This is a genomic window from Mammaliicoccus sp. N-M50 (assembly GCF_022386995.1).
Lineage (GTDB): Bacteria > Bacillota > Bacilli > Staphylococcales > Staphylococcaceae > Mammaliicoccus > Mammaliicoccus sciuri_A.
The window spans coordinates 1-23,654 of the sequence record NZ_JAJNJA010000014.1; the positions used below are offsets into that span (position 1 = coordinate 1).

At 29.2% G+C, this 23,654-nt stretch carries 21 protein-coding genes and 2 pseudogenes; 6 read left to right on the plus strand and 17 right to left on the minus strand.

Going from position 1 to position 23,654, the window contains the following annotated elements:
* The 14 genes from LQ622_RS14445 to LQ622_RS14505 all read right to left on the minus strand — a co-directional run.
* Nucleotides 1–1,674, minus strand: a 1,674-nt coding sequence (locus LQ622_RS14445; protein ID WP_239775441.1) for a YSIRK-type signal peptide-containing protein, incomplete at its 3' end; no start/stop codon positions are given.
* A 1,040-nt stretch (nucleotides 1,675–2,714) separates the two neighbouring features.
* Nucleotides 2,715–4,517, minus strand: a complete 1,803-nt coding sequence (locus LQ622_RS14450; RefSeq protein ID WP_239705286.1) for an acyltransferase family protein — start codon at nucleotides 4,515–4,517, stop codon at nucleotides 2,715–2,717.
* A gap of 801 nt (nucleotides 4,518–5,318) precedes the next feature.
* The gene (locus tag LQ622_RS15245) at nucleotides 5,319–5,522 is read right to left on the minus strand and encodes a peptidoglycan bridge formation glycyltransferase FemA/FemB family protein (protein ID WP_481816976.1); all 204 of its coding nucleotides are present in this window, start codon (nucleotides 5,520–5,522) and stop codon (nucleotides 5,319–5,321) included.
* Nucleotides 5,523–5,709: 187 nt separating this feature from the next.
* Nucleotides 5,710–6,204 carry a hypothetical protein gene (locus tag LQ622_RS14455; RefSeq protein ID WP_239705284.1) on the minus strand — a complete coding sequence of 165 codons (495 nt, stop codon included), beginning with the start codon at nucleotides 6,202–6,204 and terminating at the stop codon, nucleotides 5,710–5,712.
* 14 nt (nucleotides 6,205–6,218) lie between these two features.
* Nucleotides 6,219–6,512, minus strand: coding sequence for a hypothetical protein (locus LQ622_RS14460; protein WP_239705283.1), 294 nt, complete (start codon nucleotides 6,510–6,512; stop codon nucleotides 6,219–6,221).
* 33 nt (nucleotides 6,513–6,545) lie between these two features.
* On the minus strand, nucleotides 6,546–7,418 hold the full coding sequence (locus tag LQ622_RS14465; RefSeq protein ID WP_239705282.1) for an HTH domain-containing protein: 873 nt from the start codon (nucleotides 7,416–7,418) through the stop codon (nucleotides 6,546–6,548).
* Between the two features lie 205 nt (nucleotides 7,419–7,623).
* Nucleotides 7,624–7,839 (minus strand): hypothetical protein, encoded by a 216-nt coding sequence (locus LQ622_RS14470; protein WP_239705280.1) that lies wholly within the window; start codon nucleotides 7,837–7,839, stop codon nucleotides 7,624–7,626.
* Between the two features lie 17 nt (nucleotides 7,840–7,856).
* On the minus strand, nucleotides 7,857–8,363 hold the full coding sequence (locus LQ622_RS14475; protein WP_239705279.1) for a DUF1643 domain-containing protein: 507 nt from the start codon (nucleotides 8,361–8,363) through the stop codon (nucleotides 7,857–7,859).
* A gap of 18 nt (nucleotides 8,364–8,381) precedes the next feature.
* Nucleotides 8,382–8,693 (minus strand): DUF960 family protein, encoded by a 312-nt coding sequence (locus LQ622_RS14480; RefSeq protein WP_239705278.1) that lies wholly within the window; start codon nucleotides 8,691–8,693, stop codon nucleotides 8,382–8,384.
* Nucleotides 8,694–8,784: 91 nt separating this feature from the next.
* A complete protein-coding gene (locus LQ622_RS14485; RefSeq protein WP_239705277.1) occupies nucleotides 8,785–9,129 on the minus strand; it encodes an SAUGI family uracil-DNA glycosylase inhibitor in 345 nt (114 codons plus the stop codon).
* Nucleotides 9,130–9,382: 253 nt separating this feature from the next.
* Nucleotides 9,383–11,059, minus strand: coding sequence for a cassette chromosome recombinase CcrC (ccrC, locus tag LQ622_RS14490; protein ID WP_239705276.1), 1,677 nt, complete (start codon nucleotides 11,057–11,059; stop codon nucleotides 9,383–9,385).
* Nucleotides 11,060–11,331: 272 nt separating this feature from the next.
* Entirely contained in the window at nucleotides 11,332–13,008 is a 1,677-nt protein-coding gene (gene cch1 / locus LQ622_RS14495) for a cassette chromosome replicative helicase (RefSeq protein ID WP_239749087.1), read from the minus strand.
* Nucleotides 13,009–13,050: 42 nt separating this feature from the next.
* Nucleotides 13,051–13,302, minus strand: a complete 252-nt coding sequence (locus tag LQ622_RS14500; protein ID WP_239705274.1) for a hypothetical protein — start codon at nucleotides 13,300–13,302, stop codon at nucleotides 13,051–13,053.
* Nucleotides 13,303–13,396: 94 nt separating this feature from the next.
* Complete coding sequence (locus LQ622_RS14505; RefSeq protein ID WP_204173559.1) at nucleotides 13,397–13,753, minus strand: hypothetical protein; 357 nt, start codon at nucleotides 13,751–13,753, stop codon at nucleotides 13,397–13,399.
* A gap of 145 nt (nucleotides 13,754–13,898) precedes the next feature.
* Between LQ622_RS14505 and LQ622_RS14510 the strand changes: the two genes are divergently transcribed.
* Together LQ622_RS14510 and LQ622_RS14515 are read left to right on the plus strand one after the other, a co-directional pair.
* Nucleotides 13,899–15,470, plus strand: a complete 1,572-nt coding sequence (locus LQ622_RS14510) for a hypothetical protein (RefSeq protein WP_239705272.1) — start codon at nucleotides 13,899–13,901, stop codon at nucleotides 15,468–15,470.
* A gap of 385 nt (nucleotides 15,471–15,855) precedes the next feature.
* Nucleotides 15,856–16,355 (plus strand): annotated as a pseudogene (locus tag LQ622_RS14515) (GNAT family N-acetyltransferase).
* 484 nt (nucleotides 16,356–16,839) lie between these two features.
* Here LQ622_RS14515 and LQ622_RS14520 read toward each other — a convergent pair.
* From LQ622_RS14520 to LQ622_RS14530, 3 genes and pseudogenes are all read right to left on the minus strand, one after another.
* Nucleotides 16,840–17,820: a DUF6731 family protein gene (locus LQ622_RS14520; RefSeq protein ID WP_239705270.1), complete on the minus strand. Its 981-nt coding sequence runs from the start codon at nucleotides 17,818–17,820 to the stop codon at nucleotides 16,840–16,842.
* A gap of 555 nt (nucleotides 17,821–18,375) precedes the next feature.
* Nucleotides 18,376–19,722: a toll/interleukin-1 receptor domain-containing protein gene (locus tag LQ622_RS14525; RefSeq protein WP_239705268.1), complete on the minus strand. Its 1,347-nt coding sequence runs from the start codon at nucleotides 19,720–19,722 to the stop codon at nucleotides 18,376–18,378.
* A 432-nt stretch (nucleotides 19,723–20,154) separates the two neighbouring features.
* Nucleotides 20,155–20,400 (minus strand): annotated as a pseudogene (locus tag LQ622_RS14530) (arsenate reductase/protein-tyrosine-phosphatase family protein); the annotation flags it as partial.
* A 221-nt stretch (nucleotides 20,401–20,621) separates the two neighbouring features.
* On the opposite strand from LQ622_RS14530, the gene LQ622_RS14535 reads away from it, so the two are divergent.
* The 4 genes from LQ622_RS14535 to LQ622_RS14550 form a co-directional block, all read left to right on the plus strand.
* Nucleotides 20,622–21,065, plus strand: coding sequence for a LytTR family DNA-binding domain-containing protein (locus LQ622_RS14535; protein WP_071664972.1), 444 nt, complete (start codon nucleotides 20,622–20,624; stop codon nucleotides 21,063–21,065).
* Nucleotides 21,062–21,532, plus strand: a complete 471-nt coding sequence (locus tag LQ622_RS14540; protein WP_071664971.1) for a DUF3021 domain-containing protein — start codon at nucleotides 21,062–21,064, stop codon at nucleotides 21,530–21,532. Before LQ622_RS14535 ends, LQ622_RS14540 begins: the two co-directional genes overlap by 4 nt.
* Nucleotides 21,525–21,986 carry a DUF4188 domain-containing protein gene (locus LQ622_RS14545; RefSeq protein ID WP_126477375.1) on the plus strand — a complete coding sequence of 154 codons (462 nt, stop codon included), beginning with the start codon at nucleotides 21,525–21,527 and terminating at the stop codon, nucleotides 21,984–21,986. The genes LQ622_RS14540 and LQ622_RS14545 overlap by 8 nt, the downstream gene beginning before the upstream one ends.
* A 307-nt stretch (nucleotides 21,987–22,293) precedes the next feature.
* The coding region (locus LQ622_RS14550; protein ID WP_239775443.1) for a YSIRK-type signal peptide-containing protein at nucleotides 22,294–23,654 on the plus strand (1,361 nt) is incomplete at its 3' end.

The window sequence follows — 23,654 nt, forward strand, 5'->3', positions numbered from 1 at the left end:
TTCTGGATCTTTACTATTATTATTTGGTCCTGTAGCTGAGTTAGCATAGTCTCCAGCACCTGTTTCAAACCAAACTTGTCCTGAAACTGAATTTTTTGCTTTTAAATCTACTGCTGGACTACTCAATGGACCTTGTTCATCATGGATCCATTCAGATTTGTCATTAGTCATGTAATCATTACCTGACTTAATTCCCATAAATATACCCGTACGTTGCATATTTGAACCAATTAATGGAAATTGACCTAAATTAGAATTAGTAATAGAGTCTACATATCTTCCAGGATAAAATCCGCCAGCTTGACGTATCATTGTCGCTGTAATACCATCATCAATTTCAAAATCTTCAATCCATAAGCGATATAGTTGCTTACTAGTCGCGTTATATTTATGCTCTTTTCCATTTGCGTCAGTCCAAGCCTCTCTTAAGTCAAATGCATATGCACCTGGACCTACTTGAGAACCATCTGAAGATCTTAATTTGTTAGATGTTGTAGCCATATATGTTGGTGATACAGCTCCATCTTTATCGATCCATTGTAAGTATACTTTCGTACCTTCAGGAACTGCTGTAAGTCCATTAGACATTGTTGCAGGCGTTCCTTTATCAACAATCCAAGCTCTTCCTGACAAAGTATTTTTAGCGTTAGTTGCGTCAGTTTGAGATTTGATATATCCATTCTTAATCGCATCTGCTTCGATTACTTTTGATTTATCTGTTACTGCTAATGTATTGATTAATTCATTTGAAGCAATATTTAAAGATTCTTCATCTTTTGGTGATACCGCTCTTAAAGCAGTTGCTAATGGTTTATTATTGTTCTGCTCTTTTGCTAACGCCTTGATTAATTCATATTGTAATTCTTGTTCACTTAAATTTTTTATATCTAAATTTAAATTACTGATTACTTCACGAGCTTGTTCATCTGAAACGTTGGCAGCTTTTTTATAATATATAACAGCTGTTTCTTCATCACGAACTTGTGAAATTGAATAATCATTATTATTGTAATTAGTTTGTGGCTCTTCTGATGCTACTTTGTTTGTAGCTTCAGCTTTTGGTGTTGTCTCAGCTTCTGGTGCTTTTTCTTCTGTAGTTGCTTCTTCTGTTGTCTTAGTTTCTGGTACTTTTTCTTCTGTAGTTGCTTCTTCTGTTGTCTCAGTTTCTGGTGCTTTTTCTTCTGTAGTTGCTTCTTCTGTTGTCTTAGTTTCTGGTGCTTTTTCTTCTGTAGTTGCTTCTTCTGTTGTCTTAGTTTCTGGTGCTTTTTCTTCTGTAGTTGCTTCTTCTGTTGTCTCAGTTTCTGGTGCTTTTTCTTCTGTAGTTGCTTCTTCTGTTGTCTCAGTTTCTGGTGCTTTTTCTTCTGTAGTTGCTTCTTCTGTTGTCTCAGCTTCTGGTGCTTTTTCTTCTGTAGTTGCTTCTTCTGTTGTCTCAGCTTCTGGTGCTTTTTCTTCTGTGCTTGCTTCTTCTAAAGATTTGCCAGATTGACCATTATCATCTGCTGACTGTGATTGTACAGAACTATTTTGTTGTTCATCCGCCTTTGCTTCTTCTCCTATTCCAAAAATCAAGGTTGCCCCAACTAAAATTGAAGCAGTCCCAACAGTGAATTTTCTAATTGAATACTTATTAAATCTATTAGGTATAAAATCTAATTTTCTACCCCTTTTTTTCATTGAACCAAGTCTCCTTTCAAATATATTAATGTATGATACGACGAATATTACAACTTGCCTTATCACATTTATATTAATCTATCAAAATTAGATTTTCAATATATAAATATATTAAAAAAATATAGATTTTATAATTGTTGTTGAGTACAATTAAAATTTATTATTATTTTTGTATATAAATTACACGTAGATGCGATTCTTTAAATATAATGATTTATAAAATTGTTAATAACATACAAAATATTTAGCAAAAAAATATAGATTTATTACTCTATATTTTAGGCGATATAGTCACTAGTAACATACTCCGATTTATGTCTATTCAATAAAAACTAAGGTAATATTAATATCCTTCATTTCTACTTTCACTAGATTTTATCTAAAATACTCGAAAAACAATTTCATACAAATCATACAATAAATTAATCTCTTTATTTATCGTTGAATTTTTCCTTTCTACAATCTATATTTTATGAAATACATTATATTTAATAGATTCGAGATTGGTTGTAATAATTTTAAGGGATAAGTAATGGTAAGAATACCTTGATAAGTATAGAGTTAATATTACATTTTGTAGTAGTTAATAATTATATAAATGTTTTATAAATATCTTTATATAATCATCTCAACATCAAAAGAAATTAAAAAAAGGAGGAATTTTTAAATGAATAAAAGAACTTTGTAGCAAATACTTTAAGAATAAGAGCTTGGCATTTAACAAACCTGCTTTTAGCACATTTGATAAAGGGGTTAACCAATTTAAAAATACCAAGTATATGATATTTCAATAAGTATAGGATCAGAAATGATGAAAAGTGAACTCTATAAAGAGACAAGAATTGTTTTTTTATAATTTATAAAGTGGGTAGTAATCGATTTTTCAAATATATCTTTTATATAAAACTAATCAAATTATATAAAAATAGTCGAGTCCATAGCACAGCTATGAATTCGACCATTTTCTATTATTTAATTGTCTACTTGACAAGGTACAATTAATATTATAACCGACCTGTTTAATTTTTCAAATTCAAATCTCATGATTTTATATGTTTGTTAATTTCGGATACGAGTGCTTGTACGCCTTTATATTCTAAATGCACACCATCATATGCGAAGTATTCTGAATGGTCTTTTGCTTTTTGATACCAATTGACTAATTGAACATTCTTATGTGAATCTGCTGCGTTCGAAAGTTTTTCGTTGACACTTTGTTCCCAATCTCTTGGTACGTGTGTATTCACGACATATACATGCGCATTACCAAACATTTTAATGAGCTTCGTCAAATCATCATATGAAAAATCTCCATTCGTACCAAGTTCAAGTACAACTTGTTGATTAGGCTTATTAAATGTACTGTATTTCTCTTGAACGAGTGGAATAGCATCATTTAAATTACGGCCGACTTTACCATCTATTATTGCATCTGGATATGCTTTGTGTATTTCTTCGCCGATATCAACCATGACGGAATCACCGATAAATAACATTTTATCTTGATGCTTTCCTTTATGATTAATGGTTTGTTCACTATTAACATTAATTTTAGGAATAGGTAATATCAAACTATTCTTATGGTCGTGATTTGAAACTTTAAACGTCGTCTTAGTATGATGATGTTGCGCTTGTTGTAAATAATCAAAATGCCCTGAAAGTATTGTTAACGTAAGACCAACTAATACTAAAGTAATGCTACTCTTAGCAATGAGTGATTTTAATTGAGCTTTTCCAGGTTTGAAATATGCTAGCCCACGAACTCTAATAGGTACTTCAACATAACGATATGAACATTCAGCTAACAGTAACGTTAATATGATTTCTATCAATATCATATAAAAAGGGATTTGCCCTTGAACAAAATGTTTATTGATAAATGTTATGACAGGATAATGCCATAAATATAAACTATAAGATCTCTGTCCAATCCATAACAATAAACGATTACTTAATACTTTAGATAATAATGTGCTAGGGTGAACAGCACTCGCAATGACAGGTAAAGAACTTAAAGAAATAAGATAAATGCCACCAAAGTATAACCAATTGTCATTGGATGAAACAGTCATCATAAAATAAATTAATAGCGCCAAAGAAATACAACCTATCGTTTCAATTCCAATCTTTAACGGCGTTATAATTTGCTGTTTCAATCTAAAAGGCGGCCATATGTATGCTAGTAATACACCTAATAACAAAGTTTGTAATCTAGTGTCTGTTCCAAAATATACTCTTGAATTATCAACATTCGGTTCAGCAATTAATATCATTAACAATAATGAAATAAGAGAAGCTATAAATACAACTAAAACAAAATGCCTTTTTAACTTTTTAATGCGAAGTAATATCATTAATAAAATTGGCCAAAAAACATAAAATTGTTCTTCAATCGCTAGACTCCATAAATGTTTAAGTGGCATCACTTTAAAGCTGTCAAAATAACTAACATGATGAAAAATATACCACCAGTTGGATACATAAAATAAAGCAGCAAACGTATCTTGTTTCACACTTTTGATAATGCTCGGTTCAAATAATAAAGTATATGTAAGTACAATACTTAATAAAAATAAGACTGCGGGCAGTAACCTTTTAATACGTTTCTTCCAAAAATGTAAGAGGTCAATCGTACCAGTCTGTTGATATTCATGGATTAATAAGCTCGTAATTAAATAGCCAGAAATGATAAAAAAAGTATCCACACCTAAAAAACCACCCGATAACCACTTAGGATTAAGGTGATAAATGATGATAGCTATAACAGCAATTGCCCTTAAGCCATCTAAACCATATAAATAACGAATTGAGTGTGACTTAATCTCTTTCGTTTGACCATTCATTTCTCATTGACTCCTCAATAAATTGTAAAAATTTCTAATAAAAACTATTGTATCATGATTTACCAAAGATATACATAAAAGGATAAAACTTGTTAATTACTCTTACATACAAGAAAGAGATATCAGATTGTTAAAGTCAAAAATATACAAAAGTAATTGTACTAACGATTAAGATTACAGAACCAAACCATTAGCAAATAAAACTCAAAAAATATACTTAGATTAATATACTTATTTTAAGTTTAAAATGTTAAAGATTTTTTCTACTGAGTTAACCTATTTAAAAAATTATCAAATTTTCCTAAAAGATTTTATAAAGTCTGCTCAATACTCTTCTACATTACTATTAAAAACTTTTTTTAAATTGCTAAACACAATAATCTTTCAATCCATGATTTCACCATCTCGTTTAATCAATTATTTAATTAAGGTTTTGAATAGCTGTCTTTTGTATTTTTATAGTTGGGATTGTCTGCTAACATAGATTTTGTGTATTGGATTTCACCTTTCAACATAATTCATTATGACATTAATAGATCTCAATAGCTTTATAAATTAATAGATGCAATTTTAAATATTGCTTGACTATCATCTGTATTTTATATGCCTTTTAATTAATCTATACAATTAATTGAACGAATTACTTTTTCTTCAGCCAACTTAAATAATTTTAAGAATCTTTCTTTTTTTCAATAAGTAAAGTGTTTACTTCTACATCCATTTCATCTTCCTTTTTTATTATACGGCTCGTTTGATGATTATATGCTGACAACAACATATCATCTAATCAATTTTTTAAGTCTAAAACAGAAAATTATCTAGTTTGACTAATTCTATATCATAATAATTCGTTAACATACCTCTATGTGAATATAAATATTTTAAAAACTTTATAGCCCTTATTTTTGTAAATAAAATAGCTATGACAACTTCATTTTTATCATTTTTAACACCTACAATATATACAACTTTTTTGTGTAAGGCTTGAAATATGCTTTTGTAAATGTATCAAATTCTTTTTCTGTAAGGTTCAAAAAAAATATTATTGCACCTTTTTAATGAAATAAATGGGACAGGGACACTTTTTAATATCTATCCCTGTCCTACAATATATCTTACACTGTTAATATTTTAATATTGCTGTTATTTTTCGTATTCAAACTTCTATCATTGACATAACTGTATTGATTTTCTAGTCTTTGAATTCTATAGGTTGACCCAATTTATTTTCTATAATCTCTGATATTTCTTTTCCTAATGGACCTTTAATTGCGAAAGTTCGTTTGGCATATGACCCAAGAACACCAAGTCCAGCTATAGCTGCTATTATACCTCCTCCAGATAAAAGAGATAATGTTAATAAAGAGGCCAATGCAAGCTTCCCTGTTTGTTTAAAAGGCTTTTTATCAAATATAACTGTTAAACCTATAATTCCAGGAGTATTTGTTTCTCCAATAATAATTAAATAATTACTTTTATGATTCTTGAAATGGTATGTTGTTATCTGCGCATTGTTTTTAAATATTTTTAATAGTTCTCGCTCATGATTACCCGACTTTTCAAGAATCTCATTTTCTTTTAACACTTCAATTTCTTTGTTAAATTTATAATTTTTATTTAAAGCTAGTTCTTTCAATTGATTTTCAAAATGATCTAAATTTTTTTGCTTATAATAAATAAAGTCCATAACCTTTTACCCCCTTACCGTTTAATCCATTCATTAGTTTCATCAAGATACATATAGCCTCTTTCTTCTAATAAAGATTTTGCCGCAAGATACATGGTATAATCACCATCATCTTCTTTTTGTATACCATATATTTCCATTAATTCTTCATTAGAACAATCTTTTAAAGCATCCCTTACCATTCCTCTATCACCTGTCGTTTCCCAGATTGCACTAACGGCTGCACCAATAGTCGTAACTGAAACATAAGCGGCTGCACCTATACCTTTGCCGATACCTTTTCCTATCGTTTTTATTATGTTACCCATTGCTTCGATTCCCTCCGTAATTAAAATATGTTATTAATGCTGAATCTGTTGTTTTAGATATGTTGATTGTAAAAAGAGTAATTCATCAATCACTTGTTCCCTTAAATCTCGTGGTGAAATCACACGTATTTGTGATCGATATAAGAAACAAAGTTGAATAGCCTCAGGCCTTGTCATTTTAAATGTCACCATAATATGATCTTCATCATAATTTTCAATCACATGAATTTGATAATACCGATGTATGTTTAACCAAACTTCTTTTGATACTTCAAATGTAATATAATCATGCTTCATTTCTTTTTGATGACAATCAAACGTTTCATTCGCTAATGTTAAATCCATTTTATGAATATCTGTAATATAAATTTCATGATTGAATTGATAAATGAGATGAAATGAAAACATTTGGTAATGAAGTGATATCGGTAATATTAAATGTTTATGATGCTTTAAATATCGATTTTCATTTAACGCTTGAACAGCGACTGAAACAGATGTACGCGTTTCTTTCTCATCATCAACTTCAAAATGATTTAAATATTGTAATAATCCATCTTGTTGGTCTCCATGATATTTGATTATCACCATCTTAAGATACTGATAGAAGTGACGACTTATCTTTGGTGTTGTCAGATAAAGACTATTTAAAATATCATACATAAAATATTGACTTTCACTTTTATCTTTTTTTAATGTATAACTTTCAGATTTATAGTCATACGTTATTTCACTTTGAACACCAACCCAGCTTTTTGCTTCATATAAAAAGTTACGAATATCATCAATATCTCGTTGTATCGTTCTCGGGCTTGAACCTAATGCTTGTGTGAGTGTCTTTTTATTAACATTTTTGTGTTGTAGTAAGCGATTATATATCGTCAACACACGAAAAACACGATCCAATGCGTCACCTCCTTCAATCTATATTCTACAAAACAGGTATGACAAAATATGTCATTACGCGAATCTTTTTCAAAAATATGGTAAAAAATACAAACGTACTAAAAAGGCGTTATATCGGGGGAATATAATATAAACATGAAGTATGAAGAAAAACGAAGTGTCACAATACGACTAATCCCTATCTTTAATTTATAAGGATACAATATTAATCGGCTTCATGTTGTACCGACTTAATGATGCCTTGTATGTTCTCATGAAGTATACATGTTAGGGTATCATCTGCCATATACATTTGATAAATATCATTCAATGTATTATGGTCATGAATAGATGCGATATGTGCGATAACCCCTTTTATCATCACTTCATATGTTTGTGAATCTAAAAAATGCTTAACGTTTTGCCAATGTGATAATGTCATTTATATATCCTCCTATATTATGTTGTCAAAAGCCATTCTTGACGTGCTTTCGGATTGAGTGGATGCATGATGTCATTTGTGGCGGGATTAATGAGTTTTTTCACTTTTTTCTGATAGGGTTTCAACATGTCTAATACATTATTCACCCTCTTGTCTACACCTGGCTTTTTACCATAAGCACCCCATGCAAGAATAACAACATCTGCTTCTTTGACCGCCTTCATCAGATGAATCTCTGTATGCTTATCAAAACTATTTTTTAAGTGCTTTAAATTACGAGGTGTATTAATATTGGAATATAAATTCACAAAATAAATCGTGCCATATTCATCCATTTCTGAAATTTTGTTTATAATCAATTGAGTTGTTAAATCTATTTGAAGTATCCCTGTATAACTAGGATACATTGTAATGATTGCGATAGATTGTTTCGTGTTATCCCATGTCTTCTTTAGTAAATAACGATGTTGATTATCATCACTGAATATCGCTTCTGTTTCTAATGTACTTTTAATATTTTGCACCTTTTTTACACTCCTTATTTAATATTCTTCCGGCAACAACATGACATAATAAGAACAGCCTACATCATCTTCGCGTATAACATAGACTTTACTAATATTAATCGGTTGCTTATAACGCGTTTTATGAATTTTGACATATTCTGGTCGTTCTTGTTTGTGCTTAATGTATAGTTCCTCATTATACATATTGAATTGAAAGATATGAAAATAGTCGATTATCTCATGTTCTCTAGCCTGTTCATGTTCTCTGAATAATACAAGCTCCCAGATATGTTTTTGGATAATGTAAGGTAAGTCTGAGTCAATACCTCTTGTGATAAAACGTGCCATTATACGTCACCCTTCTCAATTTCTTCTATTATTGCGATCACACCTGTTATGACTGTGATACTCATTTCTGCAATACGAATCCATGTCGCCATTATGATTCACCACCTTTTGGTAGTAAATAGAGTTGGTCTAGTAAAGGCATTACGGTATTATGAAAATATAAAAAGTCCATATCATGGTATTCATCGATATAGCCAACGGCTATAAGTTGTTTCTCATAGTAGAGAATAAATGGATAGAGTTTTCGCTTGTGTAATGCCTCTGAATAATACGTATGAGTCTGAAGGATTTTATTACTGAGTGGTCCCAACCTAATATATGCATCTGGCAGGATATCATTCGCCACTTCTTCTAGTGATTCACATTGCCATTCTTCGTCCTTTGGTAGGGTGAATAAGTGTGTGATATAGCCTTTGAGTTGTTGTTCTAATGTCATTTTTATGACCTCCTAATTGTTTGATTGATGTATGTGTCACATCATATAGATAATATACGTTTGATTTTTCGTTTATTTCCCTTAGAAATCCCACTGATATTCAGAAAACTTCCCAATAAAAATCAGCAACAATATTTGGTATGACAAGGAAATCCCATTATCCTCTCTTTTATTATTGTGCTAAGAGAAATATTTTTTATAATGTTATCCATATATTTATTAATAACAAATTCTACACTTTTATCACTTAGATTTAAGTGGTAAAAGTGGTAATTTGGTCAATAGAATATTTCTGTGTACCATCAATTACAAAATGAATTTTTGGCATAAAAAAACACCCCCAATCTTTTTTCAAAGATTGGGGGATAAGACTTTCATCAATTTTATACCGTACGAGCTTTACTTTTTTATCTGTAGTAATTTCAATAGAATCAATCAGCAACTTCATAAGCTGATTTTTGGCTTCAGGATTTGCTTCTTTTAAATAAACACTAAAACGACTAATTATCAATGTTAAGCGACTCTTCAACTTATCAAAGTCAGGTATTTTTGTTTCTTCTGGATTAGATTGTTGAGCCGCTTTGATTTGTTCTTCAAGAGCTTGAAATCGATGATTCAATTGATTTTGCTTTTCTTTCAACATTTCACTATTCATTTGATCATCTAAAAACAATTCTAATAAACGTTCTTGTTGTGTTCTAATTATAGCTTTTTGTTTTTCTAAACTTTCAATGTCAATGATGACATTACTTTTAGTGTTATGTTTTCGTTTCAGCTCTTCTATAACATTAGTCGCAATTTGTTTAATGATTTTAGGCTGAGATAAAATACGATTAAGGTGAACGTTAATAACATGTTCTACAATTTCCGCATTAATCGCATTACTATGACAAGCAGAACTACCAGAACGATTGAATAATGAACAAATGTAATAACGTTTAATAGTACGTTCTTTTGATTTTTTCGTGTTATAATAAGTACGCTTGCATACCATATTATTACCACACTCGGGACACTTAATAAGCCCCCTTAGATAAAAGTCTCCACCAATTGGCCTTCCTGGTTTGAAGCTTTTGGATAATAATTTTTCATGTACCTGATCAAATATTTCTTCACTTATAATTGCTTTGTGTTTACCTTTCACCAAAATTACATCTTTTTCATCACTTTTACCACTTCTTCGTTTAACTGTCCAATTTTGATAGTTATTAAATCTGACAAACCCTTTATAAACAGGGTTATTCAAAATATATTTAACCCCAAACACAGAGAAAGGTTTTTGGTTAATCGTGCGATAACCTTTTTGATTCAGAATTGTTGTTATGGCCTTAAGTCCTTTATTGTGATTCAAATACAAATCAAATATTTCTCTAACAATATTAGCTTCATTTTCATCGATAACCAAATCATTTTTTTGTGTCAGTGGATTAAGTAACAATTTGTATCCTAAAACTCTTCCGGTTATAGCTTCTCCACTACGCGCTTTTGCATTCATTGAAAGCTTCACATTAGATATCAAACTCTGTCTCTCTATAGAACCTATCAAACCAAACATTGTAACTAAAACTTCACCAGATGCATTCGAGGTATCAATGTTTTCCGAAATTGATTTATAACCTACACCATGTTCTTTAAACTCATGTATAATATTAAATACATCACGCATTGAACGAGAAATACGATTCAATTTCCAACTTAGAACCATCTCTACTTTATTGTTTTTGACATCCTTTAATAATTGTTTCATGGCAGGACGATCTTCAATATTCTTTCCTGATATCCCTGAATCAATATAAGTTTCATAGTCATAACCTGGATAGTTTTTAACAACTTCTTTGATGAGGACTTGTTCTTGTTCATGCACAGAATAACCGTGCTCAGACTGTTCTGTCGTACTCACACGTGAGTATAATGCTATTTTTCTGTTCATAATATTTCTCTCCTTTTACTTAGTTTCCGTTATAGACCTTGGTATATAACTTCAATGTAATAATATATATTTGTAGATTTGTTTTATTTCTACTAAATAAAATATGTGTACTGCAGGTTACATCCTGTGGTACGTAATTAAATTATTTATCTTTATTAATACGTTCTTCCATTATAGGAACAAGCACTTCAATAAACGCTTCAACTTGTTCATTATTCATACTATTCAACGCCTTTCTTTGTTTATTTCTACAGACAAATTGTTATCAATAATCATGTATTATACATATTTAAATCCAACGTTTCAGCAAATGCTCTATCAATTTTTATGTGATAAAAGACTATTGATTCCAATTCATCATTACTATTTTTCACTTTTCTTTGATTTGTTTTTCTGTCTTTATCTGTTACTAATTTATTGTCACTATCCAATGCTTTGATTACGTTTTTTGTATCCTCAAACCCATTATCCTTTAATATACGTTCGAAGATAGAACGTATAATCTTTACTTCAACATAATCATTTTGAACTAATATTGTTCCATTGTTTTCAATCATATTAGATAATGATCCATCTTTGATAAACTTGCCTTTATTTACTGCGACATATTGAATAATAGCTGTCATTGCTTTTTCGGTTAAAGAACGCTCTGACATTGTATTTTTATGATATTCTAAAAGATATTTTTTCATACCTTCTTTATTCAATTTCAAATCTAAAGCACGTTCAAATATAGTTGCTGAAGTCAAAATCACAGCATACCTACTTATCATTCGCATTCCTGTGTTGCTTTCTTCATTTGCTAGTTCAACTTCAAACCACTGTCTATGTTCTTCATAAATAGAGACCAATTCCTCTTCATTATTTAATAAATACTCGGATATTATTGGCAAGACATGACCATAATTTTTTCTTACAACTTTTTTAATAGCATCCGAATTCGAAGATGATGATGTTATAGCATCATTAATCTCAATGATACGTACCCTTAATCCATCATTTTTTGCTGAGTTATTAAAAATACTATATTCGCCCGTTGAAATAATTGAAGTACCTGAATTGAATTTTTCCCTTGTGTTACCATTTTTATCTGCTCGTTCTCTTCCTTGCCCTTCGCTTACAGAATATAGCAAGTTCGTTAGATTTCTAATGGTTGAAGTTGATAATTCATCGAATATCACTGGAACCCCAAAGTTTGAACTCACGATATTTTCAATGCCTACTTTAGTCGCATTCCAACTACAAAATAAAGTATTATCTCCTTTATTAGGATTACCTGCTACTGATGCTGCTAACATAGCTGCTGTTGTTTTGCCACTAGATGACTGTCCTGTCAATGAATATATTATTCCTGTAAACTCAATTTCATTTAGCAAGAATAAATATCTTGTAACTAATGAACTTACTCCAAAGATGGTAATTAGTTCTAATACAACATTGCCATTCACTTGCTGCTGAAACATTGTAAGCCATTCATCTAATTTACCTTTAGGCGATAAATCATATTTATTATCACAAATCACTTGATTCATATCTTCCTCAGTCATTGAAGGACTGAAATGGATATCATCAAGTACAACAACTGTTCCTTTATTTGTAGGTAAAACACCCACACCTTTATAAAAACTACTTTTCACCGTACTATCTCTGTACTCCTGTAAAGCATTACTCAATTCTTTAATGCGATTTTCATTAATAGTAAATCCCATTTCTATTAATTTAAACAAATTACGTGAACTTAATATGCTTGAATCTAAAATGTATTCCTCACCATCTATATCTTGTATGATAAGCTGTTCCTTTTTATATACTCGATCTTTATACTTAGCAACTATAAAAATTGGAGAAGCTAGTTTAACTAGCTTCTCACTTTCTCCATCATTGGTACCTTTCATTTTCTTAAAGCAACCATTTGAATTTATTAAATAATTATCATTTTCAAATTTCATTACTTCTTTACCTCCATGCATAATCTTATTTACAAATACTACTTAAATATCATCGAAACCGTAAAAATCCGTAAGTCTTACGAAAATAAGTTGATTTTTATTGCAAAACATTTCAAAATGTACAGATTCATTCAACATTACATAATGTCGAAACCGATTTTCGACATTTTCTACTAACTTTGTTGTTGGATCCTTTGCACCTGTATCTATTAGCAATTTTTTTACAGTGAATTTTTCATTTGCTCTCTTACTTAACGCTTCTTCTAAACATTTCAAGAACCATTCTCTGCCCATGTTACCTAACCTCTTCAGCACGTTGATCTATGTCAGTTTGAATTGATAAAAAATTATTTGTTTTTATTTCCATCTTCTTTGCCTCCTAGATTAATTACCTTTGAAAAATCTTAACTATTATATTTTCCGCTTCACCTTCTTGTAACTGGCATAGCGTGAAATGTTCTTCAAGATACATTTCAAGTAAAATGTTAATAGCATATACTTCCTCATCGTAAATATCGCCATAGACATCTTCACCAACCATATCCAACAAGTCGTATATTGAAAATTCAGTTTTACTTGGCAACATCAAAGCCTGACCAATCAAAAGAGTAATTAAATTTTTACAATCACTTGTTATTGTGAATTGTGTAGTATACTTAAATTGCTCTCCTTTTATGGTTTCAATTTCTATGTGATGAACTTTCTCATCATGGGTATAAACTTCTTTCATTACATATGTTTTCATTATAAAAACCTCCTAAGAATTATACTCAAGCATTAACTTAAGTTAGATATAATATATATCCATATAGGAAAGGCAGTTTCCATTTAAAAAATAATAAATGGAATTACTTTGAGCAAAATAATTGACAAAATTTGAGGTGTTTGATATGGAGTTTAAAATTAAGCAAGTTGCCGATAATAATTATATATTTCTAGGATATGTATTAGACTACTGTAGGGTATCATTAAAAACATTGGATATTGATAAATCTTTAACTATTTCTATAAAGCAATTAAATAAGGGTGAGAGTTTTAGTGAGTATACTTTAAATGGGATTGTAATATATATTTATGACGAAGATATTGAATCAATAATTAGATGTAGTAGTTCAAAGGTTGCTTATAAATTATTAATCCGCCGTGTTTTAGATTCACTTTATGATGCTTTAGAAGCTGATTTAAATAAAGAAACTAAAATGAATCTTTGGAATAATTTCGAACGATCAACACTCGATTTTTTCAAACATAAATTTTTTGACAGCGAAATAGTAACTCTTCCTAGAATGATGTTTGAATATGATTATATGAATAAGCATTCAATGAAAGATATTGAGAGTAAAAAAGAACGAATACATAAGATTAATTTAGTCTATAGGTTTATTGGAGATGTTAATACTCCTGCATATTTTGACTTTTCAGATCAAACAGTTAAAGATGTAGAAAAAAATGAAGATGATATTAACGAAATTATTGAAGAGCTTATTAAAAGTAATATACAAAAGATAACGGAACTGGAATTACCCGAGCCTATTAAGTTAATAAATTCTAATTTAGAAAATATAAATCCATCGAAATACAAACCTGAATCTATTTTCGCTTTAAATAATATTATGCATTATATTGATAAAAGCTTTTATGAAATCGTCGGTGCTGATATGCACTTCCAATTAGCTGATGTTAAAAACTTTGCAGCAGATAATATTCATTCTTCTAATCAAGAGTCTATGGGAAAGGGAACTATTTATAATAAATTTACTCCTAGAACATTTAATTTTCACGAATTCGTAATTATTTCAGCTATAGCTACTTTTTACAAAAACCCATACATAAAAATGATGGATTTAGGAAAGTTTTCATCTCACAAAGCTGAAGATTATAAAACACTTAAGAAAGATTTAATTAATATACCTATACTAATGAGCAACTTCATTATAGATAAAAAAATTGCATTTGCTGATGACTTAACTGATTTCATATGGACAAAAATAGAGGGAACAGTTGATATTAATAAACAAAACGAAGTTGCAAGTCTAATTGATAATATTTTTAGTTTAACCTATACTCCTTTAAACACAAAGAAACATTATAATGCCGTTCAAACTACATTTGATATTACGGATAGATTAACTTATATCATTAGCAATACTTCTAAATATAATAATTTCATAAATTATGATGATTTAATAAACAGTATAATAAACTCAATTAATAATTGGATAAATAATCACAACAACTTCATCCAACAAATGGAAAGTGATGTAGCATCATTAAATTTTGTATCAGATAAATATTACTTAGACATATTTGAAGCCAAAGAGCTAGACAATGATTTTAATAATGATGATGATAGTCTACTTAATTCAATGACTTCTTTTAAGTCATTATTAGATAATCTAACTAATAAAGTAGATGAAAAGCTAGTTTGTACTCTAATTACAAAAACAATTAAGAAACTTTAATAATCAACTTTATGTAAACCACGAAACCTCTTAAAAATAATTAATTAACATATTAAAATGAGACTTATTGTAATAGTATAGTATGTCTTTATTTATAATTATTTAATTATGTGGTTTTGTGGTTTTAAATCTAGTTAGCTTTTATTTATTACATCTCCGTAATCAGACTTTAAATATGTACCTTCCAATGAATATTTCATACAATAACCCTCTTTTTTTAGTAGTATTAAGTATTTTTGTTACTATTCATGTATTAGAAAATAGCGAGAGAATGAGAGTTAGTGTGGATTGAATTGTTAAAATAGAGTAAATGTAGTGAATGATGACTTATTCGTTATTTATATTTATAATGCAGGTATACAGGAAAAATTTTAGGAGTGGAATTATGAAACTAAGAGTATTAGAGGTTAGTGATCTACCTTTTGTTCATTAATTAAACAATGAATATTCTATTATGTGTTATTGGTTTGAAGAGCCTTATGAATCTTTAACGGAACTTCAATATTTATTTAATAAACATTTATTAGATAAATCCGAAAGACGCTTTATTGTAGAAGATGAGAATCAAGTAGTCGGTATTGCTGAATTAGTAGAAATTAATTACATCCATCTTAATTGTGAAATACAAGTAATTATTAAACCTGAGTTTAGTGGTAATGGATATGCAAAATTCACATTTGAAAAAGCAACAAGTTATACATTCAATATTTTAAACATGCACAAGATTTATCTCTATGTTGATACAGATAACGAAAAAACTGTGCATATATATGAGTCACAAGGATTTAAAACAGAAGGATTACTCAAAGAGCAATTCTATACTAAAGGTAAGTATAAGGATGCATATATATTATGTCTTTGTTAAAATCTGAATATGTTTTATAGTATAAATAAAACCACCTATTCCTTTAGGTGGTTTTAATTTTCAAAAATATTTGATTGTATTGTGGAAATATTTAAATTAAAAAAGACCACCAATTAAGGTGGGATTAGTTACTATTTTGTAAACGCCCTGATACTCGTAATAAAAAATATTAATATGGTAACAATATGAACTATAAAAAGAAAAATTGAAAAATATCTCAAAAATTCATATAATACCTTCCAATTACCATGAATATAATTTATATTTATAGAAACAATTAGGATTGACAGTAATATCAATAAAACGCTAATTACTGTCAAAATATATAAAAACCATCTAAGTTGCTTTCTATAGCTAACTGATACAAATATAAATTTAATTAATTTATCTTCTTTCATAGAGAATATCGAGGCTACAAATGTCCCAAACAAACCTAATGTAATACTAGAAAAAATTATCACATTATTAAAGAATGAATTATAATCTAAAATGTTCTCCACTTTATCATCTCACTAATCTATTAAAAGGTTTATCTTGCAATCGATAAAAACTTACCATTCTATCATAAATACCACTTTGCGATATTAAACGCTCTTCACTAATATTTACATCGATAATGGCTTGTATTTTATTACTTATTAAGTCAATCGATTGCACACTACTATCTTCTTCTTCTCTAGCACGGACAATTAATTTTTCCAATTCAGAGCTACTATTTTTATCATAGGTATCTTTTGCAATCATATTTGTATAGGTGTTTATTATTTCTTTCATATCTTCACTGTCTATTTCAGCCGTTTTTTTATTCTCAGTTTTTAATGTTAGTTCAACTGAGTATACTCCATTTATTTCTTTCTTAAATAACTCGCGAACAATATTTTGAGCCTGCGTCCTAGATACTTGAATCCCAATACTTCTATATACACTTTGGTTTAGCGCTTTTTTGGTAGTATTTTTTTCTAAAATTGCATCTAACCTTAATTTTATTTCAATATTTAGAACTAAATCTATTAACTTATTTATAAAACCTTCGATCGCTTTTATGCCTACAGCATTAACACCCCTTTGAATTATTAAACAAGCATTTGCTGGATCATATAGACAACTTATTTTATATCCAATATATTCATCATCTTCAGCGTCTATAATTCGTGATTCTCCACTTTCTTTACTAAGTTCATATAATTGATAATCAAACTTTTCAAAAACTAAGTGAAAATATTTATTATCAAGGTCATGATTCACATAACCTAACTTTATTTTATTACCTGCATGTTCATAAGTATAAAAATAATTTGAAATTCTACTTACATATTCTTTGGGTTTCTTTTTTTTTTTTGCTTTTATAACTTCAGATTTACAATCTTTATATTGATTTTCAATAATAGTAAATAAATCTGTTAACTCATATTCAACATCATCTCTATCAAATTCTTCTTTGATTGGTCTCAAAAAGTTAAAGCGTACAATTTTATTCTTGGCCATTCCCCTTACCTCTTTCAGTGTGTGTATTTAAAGATATTATACATTTTACACAATAAAATAGAAAGAATTTTTTATAAAAAATCACAACTAACATTAGGGTAGATATTAGTTGTTAATATACATTTATATTATACCGCACATTTAGACTAACTGTTATTAGTAGATGCCGATTGAACGCAAAAATAAAATTCCCCATCACATAAAGTGACAGGGTAAATTAAGGAGTATTTTATTATGATTCACAAGCACTCAAAAGTACTTGCACACAGTAATACTACACTTTTAAGACTAGATCAAATGTTTTCTGCTTTTAAATAAGATATTTATAAAACATACGGATGACTATATATTGTGATCGTTTCATCTTCTATATTAGATATAATACGTTTTAGTTTTTTCAATTCATATTTAAAGTCCATGTTGTCCTCAATTACTTTTTCATTAACTCTTTGAGATAATTACAATAAATCATCTGTAACGTCTAATAATCGTTGATGTTTAATAAGTTTTATTCCCATGACACTATTACCCTTTCTACAGTTAACTTTTTAAATTTTATTTTTGACTGGCTATTTCCTCTTTTTTAATTACTAAAAAGAACTTACTATTTTTAATAGTTTCTAAATTTTCGATGAACTCTTCTAAGTTATCCATATTTAAAAGTGATAGTAGTTCATTAATTGTTTTCTCCCTTTTGAAACTTTTCAAATATTTGAAACGATTTTTATACTTCTCTACTTTTGAATATATCGTTGGATCCACAATTTTCCAATTATTAAATTGACTCTTAGATTTTTCTTTATTAAATAAAGTAATAAAGTTAAGAAATATGTCTGCTTCAAGAATTCCTACTATTTTAAAATCATTATCTCTTAGTATTATTTCTTCCACTTCAAAATAAAGAGTATTATAATCTAATATTCCTCTTTCATATATTTCATTTTGAATAAATGATGGGTTACAAAAATCATTTATTATTGTATAGTCTGTTTCTCTATCATCAACAGTATAGTCATATTTTATCAAGTCTTCTATAAACTCTATATTCTCTATATTTATAGCATAAGCAATTGTGTAAACAAAAGAAAGACGAATAAAAATTCTTGTTGCATCGTTATTATTTCTATCATATAAATCTAAAGTATTTAATAACTCTTCTGAAACTTTTGCTATCTCTTTCGCTTTATCAACTTTTCTAACAACTTCATCCCAATACTTTAGCAGCCTAGTAATGCTACTGAAATCACGTCTTATATGTATGTCTTGATATTTTTTATAATCCTTATCTAGTTCTGCTAATTCTTTTTTTAACTCTTCAATAAATTCATCAAGTAGCTTGTTATCAATTATATTTACTTTTTTTATTTTTTTAATTGCGCTCATGCTACTCTTTCCTAAAAAATCAGGTATAGGTTGTAATTTAGGTTTTGGTTCTATCGGAACACCATATATAGTTCTTGCTATTTCCTCTGCAACTTGATAATCATTAACATCATCAGTCATATCAAAACTATTATTTCCTAACATGTAATTTGGTAATATTGGGTTTCCCATATCATCTTTTTCAGTAAAGGCATATAATATTCTATATTTTCCACTGTTTAAATTTTTCACATAATCATTACTTAAAATAATTGATTCCTTACCAACCCCAGCTTCACGATTATTAGCTTTATCTACATAACTTTTATCTCCAATTATTAATATTACATCGCTTTTCGTTACTGAATCCTCCATTTTTTTGTTCAAGTCTGACCCTTTTTCAAAATCCCAAATATCTAAAATTACTTCTACACCATTATTGATTAGTTCAGTTGCCATCTCCTTCACTCTATTTTTGTGATCATCATTAGTATGAGCATATGAAATAAATAATGTTTTTCTTTCTTGATTATTAGTCATTTTTAATCTCCATTCTCTATGAATTGATTAACTAATACACTAGTTAATTATTTATTTAAACTTTTTTTCTTCTACTAAAACTTCTTTGACTTTTAATTAATCATTTTTTAATAATGAGTGGTTTAGAGGAAGTAATAAAAAATTAATCTCTACTTTCTTAAATTTTGATACATTATTATTAATTACTCTGATTTACACTCTTCATATACTTACCTATTTTTTAGTTTTATTTGTGATACGCTTCTGCTTATCAGTTAATGATGCGGTTTATAAAGTAACTTAAATTTCCACTTATTTATGTGTGTATCAAGTATTATATATCATAGAATTACACCCTATTCAATATTTAAGAAATATATCTCTATAAATTCAGCAATATGCTATAATTTTTAAAAATTTCAACTGTATCAACTATATAAAGAAACGCTCGCATTATACGAGCGTTTCTTTATATTCTTGTATTCTACTTCCGGTTTCATCTCTAACACGTTGAAATTCTGACCATTCTTTTCCTGCTGGATCATCAAAGCCCCAGTGTTCTTTTTTGACGTTAGGTGGTATGATGGGACAATTATCATCTGCATTGCTACATAATGTTATGACTAAATCTGATTGTCTTAAGATATCATTATGAATCAAGTCTGATGTATGATTTGAGATATCAATACCTACTTCTTTCCTTTGCTTCTGTTGATTCTCTAAATGAGGAAAGATATGGTCATATTTTTTTCATTCCATTCACCAAATATACCAATGACTCTCTTATGAAGCATTACCATCCTTACACTTCAAATAACTAAAATTTAATACCACTTATACTTTGATTTAGACCACTTAGATGAATTGTATAGCAATTTTAAATGAGTTCTGTTTTACTCTTAATTAAAGGAGGGTACATTATGAAGGCTAAATTTAATTACTCAGAAACAATGAATACTGATGAGTTATTGATTACTTGTCACCCCAATCATCCCAATATTGATGAAATTTTAAAATTTATTCATAACTTTGAAAAATCTAATTTTCATTCTGTAAAAGATCACAAAGGTAAAGTGATTTATTTGAAGTCCGAAGATATATACAGCTTTCGAATTGAGAATAAGATTCTAAAGGTTTATACATTAAAAGGTGCTTTCACATATAATCAAAGACTATATAAAATTAAACAACACTTAAATAAAAATTTTTTACAAGTATCAAAGTCTGAAATTATTAATATTTTGTTTATCGATTATCTAAAACAAAATAAAAACGGTATTATTGAAATAATTTTCATAAATAAAGATTCTACTTACTCTTCAAGACGCTTTTTAAATTCTATAAAGGAGGCATTAGAAATATGAAACGTATATTGACTGGTATTACTATAGGTATCGCTTTTGGTACGATAATATCCATTATATTCTCATTATTATTTGCGAGTGGACAATATAATCCTGTAAATCCATATTCATTTATGGGAGGCATTTATTATAACAATTTTACTAATATACAAATCATGATTTTTGCAGTCTCTGTTTGGTCAGCGATTGGCGTTACTTTTAGCTTAAGCTCATTAATTTTTACTAATCTTACCTTCTCAAGATTAGTAACTACCATTCTTCATTTCATTATTATGTTATGTATCTTTTTCCCACTAGCTCTATTAGCTGGTTGGTTCCCACTAAAAGTATCATCTATTCTAATTTTTGTTATTGTTTTTATTGTTATTTACTTCATTATTTGGAGTATTCTTAACCAAAAAAACAAAAGAGAAATTAATGAAATCAATACTTCTATAAAGAAAAGAAAGGAGGGTAATTATGAATAACAAACGATCTACAGTACTACCAAGAAATAATGTCACAGTATTTTTGATTGGTGTACATATTAATAAGCCATTAAAAATCACGAAATGGTTACCTGTTCTCCTAGCGATGCCACCCATGCTGAAAGAGTTATCAATTAATAAAAATTTAGGCTGTCTATCATTTGAAACACTTTTTAAGTATAAAGGTGTTCATATTATTCAATACTGGGAATCTAACGAAAAATTATTAACGTATTCCAAAATGCCTACACATTTAAAAGCATGGAAAACATTTAGTAAACGTCTTAAAAATAATGATGCTGTAGGATTTTATCATGAAACATATAATGTGAATGCTAAAGAGTATGAAAATATATATTTAAATATGCCTAACTTTGGACTATCACGAGCTTTAATTTCTGAACCTATTAATAAAAAATCTAACACAGCAAAGTTAAGATTAAACACTAAGTAAACAATAGCTGGTTTTACCAAATCTTTATAATTAACCAACTTGACGAAGTGCACTTTGCACTTCGTCTTTATTTTTGCCACAAATAATATTTCTTTAAATCTAATATATGTGTACCATCCATTCTTCATTCTATAACACTCAACTAATAGACATTTTAGGTATATCTTATGTATAAACTTTATTTTTCAATATTTTGTAAACAGTTACATATTTATGAAAAAACCTATTGTTTTATTAATATCCGTGAGGTATAATATATTAGCATAGATGTAATATGTAACACAATACGGGATGGAGTTGAATTTTAATGCAAAGGAACACTTATCAAAGATTTTCATTAAGGAAGTTCAAAATCGGGACGGGATCTATTTTATTGGGAACTTTATTAGTCATGGGTATTCAACATGAAGCACAAGCGAGTGAAAATAGCGCAGTAGAAACAGACAATACAAGCATCAATAGTGAAACTACAAATACAGATTCAGAGAATACTGCTGTGGAACAACCAAGCGATGCTACACAACCAGAAACGACTAATGAATCGAACGAGAACACAGACGTTACAACAAATGAAGCAAGTGAGACACCTGAAGATAATAACGATGAAGCTACTTCTTATGCTGCAAAGCAATATCCTGATCAAGACACAAATTCTATTGCAGTAAACAATGATGCTGATGCTAAAAAGGATACAGATAAAGATGGTGCTTTGACGTATTTCAATGGGCAAAATGGTTATGTGCCTGAACAAACACAAACTGTTAAAAACGGCGTGAAAACAAGCGAGCATTGTACAGCTGATGAAGTGACAACTGAATATACAAATAAGGTTAATCTTAATGCTAAAAGTGTTATGGATACAAATTTAGATGACTATTCTAACAATGGTTTTCAAGAAAAAGTGAAAAATCCAAATAACCATCCAAATGCAACTGACACTCATAATTATGGCCCGGGAAATTTAGAAGTTCATCATTGGCAAAGTGGTCCAAATGAAGCAACAACAGCACAAAATTGGAGAATTGTTTTTGGGACTGACTATGCAATTGATAATGCTGTTATGCGCGTGACGTTGCCTTATGATAATGTCACAACTTCTGATGCGTCTGATTGGTTAGTGAATAGATATTATCCTGCTGTTTCAAAGGATGGTAAGAGTTCATATACGAATATCATTACACCTGAAAACATCACATTTGATGGTAATATCGCAATCATTAACTTAGGTAACGTAGTAGCAAATAGTGCTTACGGTATTGTATTTAATAAACAATTTGATACACCACAAGACTTTAGTGGCGCACCGCTTACTACAAGTGTCAATGTTAGTGGAGAGTGGAACGAAGAAGATTTACGCAGACAATTAGAACTTAAAAAAGAATCTATGCGTGCACAAGGTAAGTCTGAAGAAGAGATTAATAAAGCAGAATTAGACTATATCAAATCAAGTTTAACACCTAAACAAGTAGAATATATCAATGAAGTATGTGAAATTCCAGATAATCCGGATAATCCGGACAACCCTGATAATCCGGACAACCCTGATAATCCGGACAACCCTGATAATCCAGACAACCCAGACAACCCAGACAACCCGGATAACCCGGACAACCCTGATAATCCAGACAACCCAGACAACCCGGATAACCCTGATATTCCAGACAATCC